Raw genomic sequence first — 11,234 nt, 5'->3', positions numbered from 1 at the left:
AACAGAATTTGCCTGGCGGCTTTAGCGCGGTGGTCCCACCTGACCCCATGCCGAACTCAGAAGTGAAACGCCGTAGCGCCGATGGTAGTGTGGGGTCTCCCCATGTGAGAGTAGGGAACTGCCAGGCATCAAATTAAGTAGTAAGCCGGTGCATAAATCCGGTGGTTACAAGCAGTCTTCGGTGGAGCGGTAGTTCAGTCGGTTAGAATACCTGCCTGTCACGCAGGGGGTCGCGGGTTCGAGTCCCGTCCGTTCCGCCACTTATTAAGACATTAAGCCTGCCCTATCGGCAGGCTTAATGGCAAAAACTTTAGGGGCGTAGCTCAGTTGGTAGAGCACCGGTCTCCAAAACCGGGTGTCGCGAGTTCGAGTCTCTCCGCCCCTGCCATATAGAATCCTTTGCTTCGGCAAAGGATTTTTTTTTGCCTGAAGCGCTGCAGAAAACGCTCTTCTTAATTTTTCAGCCAGCATTCCTGCTGGCTGATGTATCAATCCATTACATTGATTTTTAACAGATCTTTTATCTGTGATTGCTTATCACTGTTTTGCAGCCAAATCGCATACAGCGGCCTGGTAAGCGTGGTGGAATCCAGCACCGTATGCAGCCCCGCTTTAGTATCTGCCCAGCGAACAGGTAACCAGGTACAACCTCTCAGCAAGGGCAGCTGCTGACAGGCGATCTCCGCAGAGCTGGTCGTTAGCTGCGGAACATCATCAGGTGCAATCAATCCCGTCTCATGCTGCTGAAAATCAGGCCCCCATTCCAGCCGCAAATAGGTCAGGTCTGCCTTCATCATCGAAGGTTCAGAGGCATAAAGCGCCAGTCCAAACTGACCCACAATCTGGCTGCTAAATTCGTCCATCTTGGGGGCTTCGGTTGTGATCAGAAGATCAAGCTGGCGCTCATGAAGTTGCTTAACCAGCGACTGCCGTTGCGCAATCCTGGCTTCGAATTGCAGGTGACTGTGTGAATGATAAAGCCGGGTAAGCCACTGACTTAGCATACATTCCCACAGGGAAGCGCTGGCCCCTATCGAGAACTCATTATGCCTCGACGTATGTGCCACCTCTTTGCGTGCCGCCTGCCAGGTATTCATGAGCGTTTCAGCGTACGGCAGCAGTTTCTCGCCGGCAGGCGTTAAGCGAATATTGTTACGATGGCGGGTAAAAAGATTCACACCCAGTTGATTTTCCAGCTGTCGAATACGAAAACTGACGGCTGACTGCGTCAGGTAAAGGGCTTCCGCTGCTCGCCCAAAGTGGCGTGTTCTGCTCACTTCAAGGAAAGTTTTAAGCAATTCCGTATCCACATCTTTCTCCGCAAAATTATTTGTCGTTATGATTTAAATGTTTTGTTTTACACTCTGTCAAGCGTAACTAATACTCCGCGCCATAAATAGCTCGGCCAAAGAATTAGGAGCGTGTAGGATGGCGGAAAGCTTTACGACGACTAATCGTTTTTTCGACAATAAACATTATCCGCGCGGGTTCTCTCGTCACGGCGATTTCACCATCAAAGAAGCTCAACTGCTTGAGCGCCATGGTTATGCCTTTAACGAGCTGGATCTGGGTAAGCGTGAACCTGCAACCGAAGACGAAAAACAGTTTGTTTCTGTTTGCCGTGGTGAGCGTGAGCCGCAGTCTGAAGCGGAACGTGTGTGGATCAAGTACATGGCGCGCATTAAGCGTCCAAAGCGCTTCCATACGCTGTCTGGCGGTAAGCCGCAGATGGAAGGTGCAGAAGACTACACCGAGTCTGATGACTAAGATGATAAGAAGGGGCTACGGCCCCTTTTTTTATGCCAGCAACTTCTGCAGATGCAGCAGCAAACGATCGATAGCGCGATAGCTCAGCGCCTCCTGCAAATGTTTCCTCTCAATGTCAGTGCACCCCTCCACGTCAGCAATGGTTCTGGCCACTTTCAACAAACGCTGCCACGCACGTATGGATAGCCCGAACCGCGTCAACGTCTCCTCCAGCCATCCCGCATCCTCAATGTTAAGAGAACAAAACTGCCGGATCCCGGCATTATCGAGCCGCGCATTTAGCCTGTTCTGACGGACGTACTGCCGTTTCTGGGCTGCAATCACCCGCTCGCGTACCGCTGCTGAGCTTTCACCCGTGATGCCCGTTTGCCTGAGCAGCCCCGGGGGAGGAAGCGGGATTTCGAGAGATAAATCGAAACGGTCGAGGAACGGACCGGATAACTTACCGAGATAGCGCAATGTCTGCTCTGGCGTACAGCGGTTATGGTTGCCCTGGTAGTGACCCGTCGGGCTGGGGTTCATCGCGGCGACCAGCTGAAACTGCGCGGGATAGCTTATTTTGGCCCGCGTGCGTGAGATATGTATCTCGCCGGATTCAATGGGCTCCCGCAGTGCATCCAGCACGCGGCGCTCAAACTCCGGCAATTCATCAAGAAACAGAATGCCATTGTGTGCCAGCGAGATCTCACCCGGCCCGGGGATAGACCCACCGCCGACCATTGCCGTCAGTGAAGCACTATGATGTGGGGAACGAAAAGGGCGACGGCGCCACTGTTTTTGCAACGATGCAGAACTGATGAGGCTGTATATGGCGGCACTTTCCAGCGCTTCATGATTATTGAGCGGTGGAAGCAACCCACTCAACCTGCTCGCCAACATGGTTTTACCCGTACCCGGCGGACCAATTAACAGAAGATTGTGTCCCCCTGCAGCCGTAATCTCCAGCGCCCGTTTCCCTTGCTCCTGCCCCATAATCTCGCTGAGATCCTCTGGAGCATCCGCTATAACATCATCACACTCCTCCGGCTCGGACAGTTCATGTCGCCCTTCCAGCCATGCACAAACTTCCTGTAAATGCCCCGCGATGAGACACCCCTTCTCGGCGATAAGACTCACTTCTGATGCGTTTTCATTGGCGACAATGATTTGCCGCCCTGCACGTATGGCTTCCAGCGCTCCCGATATCGCCCCGGGAACGCCTCTTAACGCGCCTGTAAGCGCGAGTTCGCCAACGAACTCATACGAGCCTAGCCGTGTCGTATTAAGCTGCTCAGAAGCCGCGAGAAGGGCAATTGCGATAGGTAAATCGTATCGTCCCCCCTCTTTAGGCAGATCGGCAGGAGCAAGGTTGATGGTGATCTTCTTCGCGGGGAAGGCATAACCGCTATTTATTATTGCGCTGCGAACGCGATCCCTGGCCTCTTTAACCGTCGTTTCAGGTAACCCGACAAGCGTGAGTCCGGGCAGCCCATTACTCAAATGCACCTCTACGGAAACAAGCGGTGCCTTTACCCCGAGAGCCGCACGCGTATAAACAACTGACAGTGACATTTGCACTACCTCCTGGTGTGACTATGTCAGTGCTCGTTATATTTGTTTAGCGCCATTTCGTGAATTTACGCTGCTTGTTCAGGGATTTTAATGGTGCATTGCAACAAAATCATAATCGTGGAAACCTCCTCGCAGAACGTAAAAAATCCTGTTTTGACGGTTAGCGCCACTGTAAAAAAATGAAAAATATTCATTTTCTAATTTCCGTATATAAAACAACGCTTTTAAGAAATATGATTCGCGGACTAACCAAATCCGTCATAAATAAATCTTGTGTTTGAATTAAAAACTGTGATAACTCTTTAGGTATTCCTTCGAACAAGATGCAAAAAGAACTGAAAATGACAGCCCTTCTACGAGTGATTAGCCTGGTCGTGATTAGCGTGGTGGTGATTATTATCCCACCGTGCGGGGCTGCACTTGGACGAGGAAAGGCTTAGAAATCAAGCCTTAACGAACTAAGACCCCCGCACCGAAAGGTCCGGGGGTTTTTTTATGACTAAAAAACGTAAACGAGGAGCAGAGAATGACGACTAGCATAAAATTCTGTTTCTCCCGATTTATGACGGGGAACTAACTATGAATGGGGCACAGTGGGTAGTACATGCGTTGCGCGCGCAGGGAGTCGAAACAGTATTCGGTTATCCGGGTGGCGCAATTATGCCGATTTACGATGCACTGTATGACGGCGGCGTGGAACATCTCTTGTGCCGACACGAGCAGGGCGCAGCGATGGCAGCCATCGGCTATGCCCGCGCGACAGGTAAAACGGGCGTATGTATAGCGACTTCAGGCCCGGGCGCAACTAACCTCATCACCGGCCTGGCTGACGCGCTGCTGGATTCCGTTCCCGTTGTCGCCATCACCGGGCAGGTGGCGTCTCCGTTCATCGGTACCGACGCTTTCCAGGAAGTGGACGTCCTCGGTTTATCGCTGGCCTGCACCAAACACAGCTTCCTCGTCCAGTCTCTGGAAGAGCTGCCGCGCGTAATGGCAGAAGCGTTCGAAGTGGCAAACTCAGGTCGTCCTGGTCCGGTTCTGGTCGATATCCCGAAAGATATCCAGGTGGCATTCGGCGATTTGGAACCGCACTTCTCAACCGTTGAAAGCGACAATGCGTTTCCGGATGCGGAAGTTGAAGAGGCCCGTCAGATGCTGGCGCAGGCGAAACAGCCGATGCTGTACGTCGGCGGTGGCGTCGGCATGGCGCAGGCTGTCCCAGCCCTGCGCGAATTTATCGCAACAACGCAGATGCCAGCGACCTGCACGCTGAAAGGTCTCGGTGCCGTCGACGCGGATTACCCATACTATCTGGGCATGTTGGGGATGCACGGCACCAAAGCGGCAAACCTGGCGGTGCAGGCGTGCGACTTGCTCATCGCCGTAGGTGCCCGTTTTGACGACCGCGTCACCGGCAAGCTGAATACCTTTGCGCCGAACGCCAAAGTGATTCATATGGATATCGACCCGGCGGAGATGAACAAGCTGCGTCAGGCGCATGTCGCCCTGCAGGGCGATCTCAACGCGCTGTTACCGGCATTGCAGCAGCCGCTGGATATCAATGCATGGCGTCAGCACACCGCAGACATGCGCGCCGAGCACGCCTGGCGTTACGACCACCCCGGCGAGGCTATCTACGCGCCGCTGCTGTTGAAGCAGTTGTCCGACCGTAAACCGGCTGGCAGCGTCGTCACCACCGACGTAGGCCAGCATCAGATGTGGTCCGCGCAGCACATGACCTACACCCGCCCGGAAAACTTCATCACGTCCAGCGGGTTAGGGACGATGGGCTTCGGCCTGCCAGCCGCCGTTGGCGCACAGGTTGCCCGCCCGAACGATACCGTAATCTGTATCTCCGGTGACGGCTCCTTCATGATGAACGTTCAGGAGCTCGGCACCGTTAAGCGCAAGCAGTTGCCGCTGAAGATCGTGTTGCTCGACAACCAGCGTTTAGGGATGGTTCGCCAGTGGCAACAGCTGTTCTTCCAGGAGCGTTACAGCGAAACGACGCTCACCGATAACCCCGATTTCCTCACCCTGGCCAGCGCCTTTGGCATTCCTGGTCAGCACATCACCCGTAAAGATCAGGTTGAAGCGGCGCTCGACACCATGCTGAACAGCGATGGGCCTTACCTGCTTCATGTCTCAATCGATGAACTCGAGAACGTTTGGCCGCTGGTACCGCCTGGTGCCAGTAACTCACAAATGATGGAGAAATTATCATGATGCAGCATCAGGTCGCCGTACAGGCTCGCTTCAACCCGGAAACCTTAGAACGCGTTTTGCGCGTGGTGCGTCATCGTGGTTTTCAGATTTGCTCTATGAATATGGAGACGGCCACTGACGCCCGGAATATCAGTATCGAATTAACCGTTGCCAGCCCGCGGTCGGTCGACTTACTGTTTAGTCAGTTATCAAAGCTGGTAGACGTTGCCCATGTTGCCATCTGCCAGAGCACAACCACATCACAACAAATCCGCGCTTAAGCGTGACAGGAAGAAAAAATGACAACAAAAAAAGCTGATTACATTTGGTTCAACGGTGAGATGGTTCGCTGGGAGGACGCGAAGGTCCACGTGATGTCCCACGCGCTGCATTACGGTACCTCCGTGTTTGAAGGCATCCGCTGCTACGATTCTCACAAAGGGCCAGTGGTGTTCCGCCATCGCGAACACATGCAGCGTCTGCATGACTCAGCCAAAATTTATCGTTTCCCGGTATCTCAGAGCGTGGATGAGCTGATGGAAGCCTGCCGCGACGTGATCCGTAAGAACAACCTGACCAGCGCCTATATTCGTCCGCTGGTCTTCGTGGGCGACGTCGGTATGGGCGTGAACCCGCCAGCGGGCTATACCACGGATGTGATCATTGCCGCGTTCCCATGGGGTGCCTACCTGGGTGCAGAAGCCCTGGAGCAGGGGATCGACGCAATGGTCTCTTCCTGGAACCGCGTTGCGCCAAACACCATCCCGACCGCCGCGAAAGCTGGCGGTAACTACCTCTCTTCACTGCTGGTCGGTAGCGAAGCGCGCCGTCACGGCTATCAGGAAGGTATCGCCCTGGACGTAAACGGCTACATCTCCGAAGGCGCAGGTGAAAACCTGTTTGAAGTGAAAGACGGCATCCTGTTCACGCCGCCGTTCACCTCGTCCGCGCTGCCGGGCATCACCCGTGATGCCATCATCAAGCTGGCGAAAGATCTGGGTATCGAAGTGCGCGAGCAGGTGCTATCTCGCGAATCCCTGTACCTGGCGGATGAAGTCTTTATGTCCGGTACCGCGGCTGAAATCACGCCGGTGCGCAGCGTAGACGGTATCCAGGTGGGCGAAGGCCGCTGTGGCCCGGTCACCAAACGCATTCAGCAAGCGTTCTTTGGCCTCTTCACCGGCGAAACAGAAGATAAATACGGCTGGTTGGATCAGGTTAATCACTAAGTATAAATTTGGGACGGCACGCACCGTCCCATTACATAGTCAGACGGGAGTAAATAAAGCATGCCTAAGTATCGTTCAGCCACCACCACCCACGGCCGTAACATGGCGGGTGCCCGCGCACTGTGGCGCGCCACCGGAATGACCGACGCCGATTTCGGTAAGCCAATTATCGCCGTGGTGAACTCCTTCACCCAGTTCGTTCCGGGCCACGTGCACCTGCGCGATCTGGGTAAGCTGGTTGCCGAGCAAATCGAGGCCTCCGGCGGCGTGGCGAAAGAGTTCAACACCATTGCGGTGGATGACGGTATCGCGATGGGTCACGGGGGCATGCTCTATTCACTGCCGTCGCGCGAGCTGATCGCCGACTCGGTGGAGTACATGGTTAACGCCCACTGCGCCGATGCAATGGTCTGTATCTCCAACTGCGACAAAATCACCCCGGGGATGCTGATGGCCTCCCTGCGCCTGAATATTCCGGTGATCTTCGTCTCCGGTGGCCCAATGGAAGCGGGGAAAACCAAGCTCTCCGACAAAATCATCAAGCTCGACCTGGTTGATGCGATGATCCAGGGTGCGGATCCGAAAGTCTCTGACGAGCAGAGCGACCAGGTTGAGCGCTCCGCGTGTCCGACCTGCGGCTCCTGTTCCGGTATGTTCACCGCCAACTCCATGAACTGCCTGACTGAAGCGCTGGGCCTTTCTCAGCCGGGCAACGGCTCGCTGCTGGCGACCCACGCCGACCGTAAGCAGCTGTTCCTCAATGCCGGTAAACGTATCGTTGAGCTGACCAAACGCTACTACGAGCAGGACGACGCCAGCGCGCTGCCGCGCAGCATCGCCAGCAAAGCGGCGTTCGAGAACGCCATGACCCTGGATATCGCCATGGGCGGTTCCACCAATACCGTTCTGCACCTGCTGGCCGCCGCGCAGGAAGCCGAAATCGACTTCACCATGAGCGATATCGACAAGCTGTCCCGCAAAGTGCCGCAGCTGTGTAAGGTCGCGCCGAGTACGCAGAAGTACCACATGGAAGACGTGCACCGTGCCGGTGGCGTCATCGGTATCCTCGGCGAGCTGGATCGCGCCGGGCTGCTGAACCGTGACGTGAAAAACGTCCTCGGCCTGACGCTGCCGGAATCGTTGGACCAGTACGACGTGATGCTGACCAAAGACGACGCGGTGAAAAAAATGTTCCGCGCGGGTCCTGCCGGTATTCGCACCACCCAGGCGTTCTCGCAGGACTGTCGCTGGGACACCCTGGACGATGACCGCGCCGAAGGCTGTATCCGCTCGCTGGAACACGCCTACAGCAAAGACGGCGGCCTGGCCGTGCTGTACGGTAACTTTGCGGAAAACGGCTGCATCGTGAAAACCGCAGGCGTGGACGACAGCATCCTGAAATTCACCGGTCCGGCAAAAGTGTACGAAAGCCAGGATGAAGCGGTAGACGCCATCCTCGGCGGTAAAGTGGTGGAAGGCGACGTGGTGGTGATCCGCTACGAAGGGCCAAAAGGCGGCCCGGGTATGCAGGAGATGCTCTACCCAACCACCTTCCTGAAATCGATGGGCCTCGGTAAAGCCTGCGCGCTGATCACCGACGGACGTTTCTCCGGCGGGACCTCCGGTCTCTCCATCGGTCACGTCTCGCCGGAAGCGGCAAGCGGCGGTAACATCGCCATCATCGAAGACGGCGACCTGATCGAAATCGACATTCCGAATCGCGGCATTCAGCTCAAGCTTACCGACCAGGAGATCGCGGCCCGTCGTGAAGCCCAGGAGGCCCGCGGCGACAAAGCCTGGACGCCGAAAGATCGCCAGCGCGAAGTATCCTTCGCCCTGCGCGCCTACGCGAGCCTTGCCACCAGTGCAGATAAAGGCGCGGTGCGCGATAAATCGAAACTTGGGGGTTAATGATGGCCGAGTCACAACCCTTATCCGCCGCCCCAGAGGGGGCGGAATATCTGAGAGCGGTGCTTCGCGCGCCGGTCTATGAAGCCGTGCAGGTTACGCCCCTGCAGAAAATGGAAAAACTCTCTTCGCGCCTCGACAACGTCATTCTGGTGAAGCGTGAAGACCGCCAGCCGGTGCACAGCTTTAAGCTGCGCGGCGCCTACGCGATGATGGCCGGGCTGACCGACGAGCAAAAAGCGCGCGGCGTGATTACCGCCTCGGCAGGTAACCATGCGCAAGGCGTGGCGTTCTCGTCTGCCCGTCTGGGGCTGAAAGCGCTGATCGTGATGCCGGTCGCTACCGCCGACATCAAAGTCGATGCGGTGCGAGGTTTCGGCGGCGAAGTGCTGCTCCACGGGGCTAACTTCGACGAAGCAAAAGCCAAAGCGATCGAGCTGGCGCAGCAGCAGGGTTTCACCTGGGTGCCGCCGTTCGACCACCCGATGGTGATTGCCGGGCAGGGCACGCTGGCGCTTGAACTGCTGCAGCAGGATGCCCATCTCGACCGCGTGTTTGTGCCGGTCGGCGGCGGCGGCCTGGCCGCGGGCGTGGCGGTGCTGATCAAACAGCTGATGCCGCAGATTAAAGTCATCGCCGTTGAAGCGGAAGACTCTGCCTGCCTGAAAGCGGCGCTGGATGCGGGTCATCCGGTAGATCTGCCGCGCGTCGGGCTGTTTGCCGAGGGCGTGGCGGTGAAGCGCATTGGGGACGAAACGTTCCGCCTGTGTCGGGAGTATCTCGACGATATCGTCACGGTGGATAGCGATGCTATCTGCGCGGCAATGAAAGATCTGTTCGAAGACGTGCGTGCGGTGGCGGAACCTTCCGGCGCGCTGGCGCTGGCGGGGATGAAAAAATACATCGCGCAGCACAACATTCGCGGCGAGCGGCTGGCGCACGTGCTGTCTGGTGCCAACGTGAACTTCCACGGCCTGCGCTACGTTTCCGAGCGCTGCGAGCTGGGCGAACAGCGTGAAGCACTGCTGGCGGTGACCATCCCGGAAGAGAAGGGCAGCTTCCTGAAGTTCTGTCAGCTGCTGGGCGGTCGTTCTGTGACGGAATTTAACTACCGTTTTGCCGATGCCAAAGACGCCTGTATTTTTGTCGGCGTGCGTCTGAGCCGTGGCGTAGAGGAGCGCAAAGAGATCCTCAACCTGCTGCATGAAGGCGGCTACAGCGTGGTCGATCTCTCTGACGACGAGATGGCGAAGCTGCACGTGCGCTACATGGTCGGTGGGCGTCCATCGAAGCCGCTCAGGGAACGTCTGTTCAGCTTCGAGTTCCCGGAATCGCCGGGCGCGCTGCTCAAGTTCCTGCACACGCTGGGCACGCACTGGAACATCTCTCTGTTCCACTACCGCAGCCACGGCACCGACTACGGGCGCGTGCTGGCGGCGTTTGAACTGGGCGAGCATGAGCCGGATTTCGAAACGCGGCTGAACGAACTGGGCTATGAGTGTCACGACGAAACCCATAACCCGGCCTTCCGCTTCTTCCTCGCGGGCTAAGGGCTGGCCGGGTAAGCGCAGCGCCATCCGGCTTTAGTGGTTCGGCAATATCGTCCAGAACGCATCAATAAGCGGCTCATGCAGCCGCTTTTTTTGTGCGCACACGCCAAGCTCAAACGGCGTCTTCTCGTCGCTGCGCTCCAGAATCATTACGCGATTGCGCACCGGTTCCGGGCTATTTTCCAGCACCACTTCCGGCAGCAGCGCCACGCCGCAGCCCAGCGCCACCATCGACACCATCGCTTCATGGCCGCTGACCGTGGCGTAAATCGACGGGTTGCTGATTTTCTGACGGCGGAACCACAGCTCAATGCGGCGGCGCACAGGCCCCTGATCGGCCATGATAAACGGCACCGTGGACCAGTCCGGTTTTTCCACCGACACCTGATTACGCACCGGGCAGGGCAGGGCGGGGGCAATCAGTACTACTGCCAGATTCTCCAGCATTGAGAACGCTACCGCACCCGGCAGGGTTTCCGGCTTCCCGGCAATGGCGAGATCCGCTTCGCCCGTCACCACTTTCTCCATTGCGTCGGAGGCGTCGCCGGTGGTGAGTTTAATTTCAACCGACGGATGCGCCGCGCGGAAGCGGTCGAGAATGGGCGGCAGATGGCTATAGGCGGCGGTCACGGAGCAGAAAATATGCAGCTCACCGGAAAGCGACGGCCCCTGCTGGTCAATCGAGTGACGCAGCTGCTGGTACTGCAACAGCGTCTGCTGGGCAAAAATGCGCAACTCTTCGCCCGCTTCCGTGAGGGTGACGGTACGGTTGTCGCGCACGAACAGCGGCTGGCCGAGGTCTTCCTCGAGGCGCTGGATCTGGCGCGAAAGCGTGGAGGGGCTAACGTGCATCGCCCGCGCGCTGCGGCCAAAGTGACGGCTTTCCGCCAGGTGCAGGAACATTTTCAGATCGCGTAAATCCACTGATTCCACTCCCTCTTTTTATATTGCAAAAATTGCAACGTGACGTTGTGAATATATCAATTTCCGCAATAAATTTCCTGTTGTAATGTGGGTACATTCT

The 11,234-nt window shown here is 56.7% G+C and carries 11 protein-coding genes, 2 tRNA genes and 1 rRNA gene; 11 read left to right on the top strand and 3 right to left on the bottom strand.

Features of this window, described 5'->3' with window-relative positions:
• Window positions 1-11 precede the first annotated feature (11 nt).
• From rrf to AC4IC4_RS22280, 3 genes are all read left to right on the top strand, one after another.
• A 5S ribosomal RNA gene (rrf, locus tag AC4IC4_RS22290) occupies window positions 12-127 on the top strand.
• A gap of 56 nt (window positions 128-183) precedes the next feature.
• Window positions 184-260, top strand: a tRNA-Asp gene (locus AC4IC4_RS22285).
• 52 nt (window positions 261-312) lie between these two features.
• Window positions 313-388: transfer RNA gene (locus tag AC4IC4_RS22280), tRNA-Trp, on the top strand.
• 100 nt (window positions 389-488) lie between these two features.
• Here AC4IC4_RS22280 and hdfR read toward each other — a convergent pair.
• The gene (hdfR, locus tag AC4IC4_RS22275; protein ID WP_024907953.1) at window positions 489-1,310 is read right to left on the bottom strand and encodes an HTH-type transcriptional regulator HdfR; all 822 of its coding nucleotides are present in this window, start codon (window positions 1,308-1,310) and stop codon (window positions 489-491) included.
• A 118-nt stretch (window positions 1,311-1,428) separates the two neighbouring features.
• Between hdfR and AC4IC4_RS22270 the strand changes: the two genes are divergently transcribed.
• Window positions 1,429-1,767: a MaoP family protein gene (locus AC4IC4_RS22270; RefSeq protein WP_008501577.1), complete on the top strand. Its 339-nt coding sequence runs from the start codon at window positions 1,429-1,431 to the stop codon at window positions 1,765-1,767.
• 30 nt (window positions 1,768-1,797) lie between these two features.
• On the opposite strand, the gene AC4IC4_RS22265 is transcribed toward AC4IC4_RS22270, so the two are convergent.
• Complete coding sequence (locus AC4IC4_RS22265) at window positions 1,798-3,318, bottom strand: YifB family Mg chelatase-like AAA ATPase (protein WP_491471903.1); 1,521 nt, start codon at window positions 3,316-3,318, stop codon at window positions 1,798-1,800.
• Window positions 3,319-3,659: 341 nt separating this feature from the next.
• On the opposite strand from AC4IC4_RS22265, the gene ilvL reads away from it, so the two are divergent.
• The 7 genes from ilvL to ilvA all read left to right on the top strand — a co-directional run bounded on the left by ilvL (window position 3,660) and on the right by ilvA (window position 10,210).
• Window positions 3,660-3,758 carry an ilv operon leader peptide gene (gene ilvL, locus AC4IC4_RS22260; RefSeq protein WP_001311244.1) on the top strand — a complete coding sequence of 33 codons (99 nt, stop codon included), beginning with the start codon at window positions 3,660-3,662 and terminating at the stop codon, window positions 3,756-3,758.
• A gap of 86 nt (window positions 3,759-3,844) precedes the next feature.
• The gene (gene ilvX, locus AC4IC4_RS22255) at window positions 3,845-3,895 is read left to right on the top strand and encodes a peptide IlvX (protein ID WP_201405605.1); all 51 of its coding nucleotides are present in this window, start codon (window positions 3,845-3,847) and stop codon (window positions 3,893-3,895) included.
• A 2-nt stretch (window positions 3,896-3,897) separates the two neighbouring features.
• The gene (gene ilvG, locus AC4IC4_RS22250; protein ID WP_491471902.1) at window positions 3,898-5,544 is read left to right on the top strand and encodes an acetolactate synthase 2 catalytic subunit; all 1,647 of its coding nucleotides are present in this window, start codon (window positions 3,898-3,900) and stop codon (window positions 5,542-5,544) included.
• Complete coding sequence (ilvM, locus tag AC4IC4_RS22245) at window positions 5,541-5,804, top strand: acetolactate synthase 2 small subunit (RefSeq protein ID WP_024907956.1); 264 nt, start codon at window positions 5,541-5,543, stop codon at window positions 5,802-5,804. The genes ilvG and ilvM overlap by 4 nt, the downstream gene beginning before the upstream one ends.
• An 18-nt stretch (window positions 5,805-5,822) precedes the next feature.
• A complete protein-coding gene (gene ilvE / locus AC4IC4_RS22240) occupies window positions 5,823-6,752 on the top strand; it encodes a branched-chain-amino-acid transaminase (RefSeq protein WP_023309654.1) in 930 nt (309 codons plus the stop codon).
• Window positions 6,753-6,812: 60 nt separating this feature from the next.
• Window positions 6,813-8,663 carry a dihydroxy-acid dehydratase gene (ilvD, locus tag AC4IC4_RS22235; RefSeq protein WP_032646098.1) on the top strand — a complete coding sequence of 617 codons (1,851 nt, stop codon included), beginning with the start codon at window positions 6,813-6,815 and terminating at the stop codon, window positions 8,661-8,663.
• 2 nt (window positions 8,664-8,665) lie between these two features.
• Complete coding sequence (gene ilvA, locus AC4IC4_RS22230) at window positions 8,666-10,210, top strand: threonine ammonia-lyase, biosynthetic (RefSeq protein WP_039267211.1); 1,545 nt, start codon at window positions 8,666-8,668, stop codon at window positions 10,208-10,210.
• Between the two features lie 33 nt (window positions 10,211-10,243).
• Here ilvA and ilvY read toward each other — a convergent pair whose 3' ends face one another.
• Entirely contained in the window at window positions 10,244-11,134 is an 891-nt protein-coding gene (gene ilvY / locus AC4IC4_RS22225; RefSeq protein ID WP_023333829.1) for an HTH-type transcriptional activator IlvY, read from the bottom strand.
• Window positions 11,135-11,234 lie beyond the last annotated feature (100 nt).

It is taken from the genome of Enterobacter sp. Taxon_2, from assembly GCF_058355295.1.
The sequence above is the reverse complement of the archived record's forward strand: the minus strand, read 5'-3'. Positions and strand labels throughout refer to the sequence as shown.

Bases quoted from the DNA above. Each gene is read 5' to 3' on its own strand.
- AC4IC4_RS22265 (WP_491471903.1), bottom strand. From the start codon at position 3,318: ATGTCACTGTCAGTTGTTTATACGCGTGCGGCTCTCGGGGTAAAGGCA.
- AC4IC4_RS22270 (WP_008501577.1), top strand. From the start codon at position 1,429: ATGGCGGAAAGCTTTACGACGACTAATCGTTTTTTCGACAATAAACAT.
- ilvD (WP_032646098.1), top strand. From the start codon at position 6,813: ATGCCTAAGTATCGTTCAGCCACCACCACCCACGGCCGTAACATGGCG.
- ilvA (WP_039267211.1), top strand. From the start codon at position 8,666: ATGGCCGAGTCACAACCCTTATCCGCCGCCCCAGAGGGGGCGGAATAT.
- ilvM (WP_024907956.1), top strand. From the start codon at position 5,541: ATGATGCAGCATCAGGTCGCCGTACAGGCTCGCTTCAACCCGGAAACC.
- ilvE (WP_023309654.1), top strand. From the start codon at position 5,823: ATGACAACAAAAAAAGCTGATTACATTTGGTTCAACGGTGAGATGGTT.
- ilvG (WP_491471902.1), top strand. From the start codon at position 3,898: ATGAATGGGGCACAGTGGGTAGTACATGCGTTGCGCGCGCAGGGAGTC.
- ilvL (WP_001311244.1), top strand. From the start codon at position 3,660: ATGACAGCCCTTCTACGAGTGATTAGCCTGGTCGTGATTAGCGTGGTG.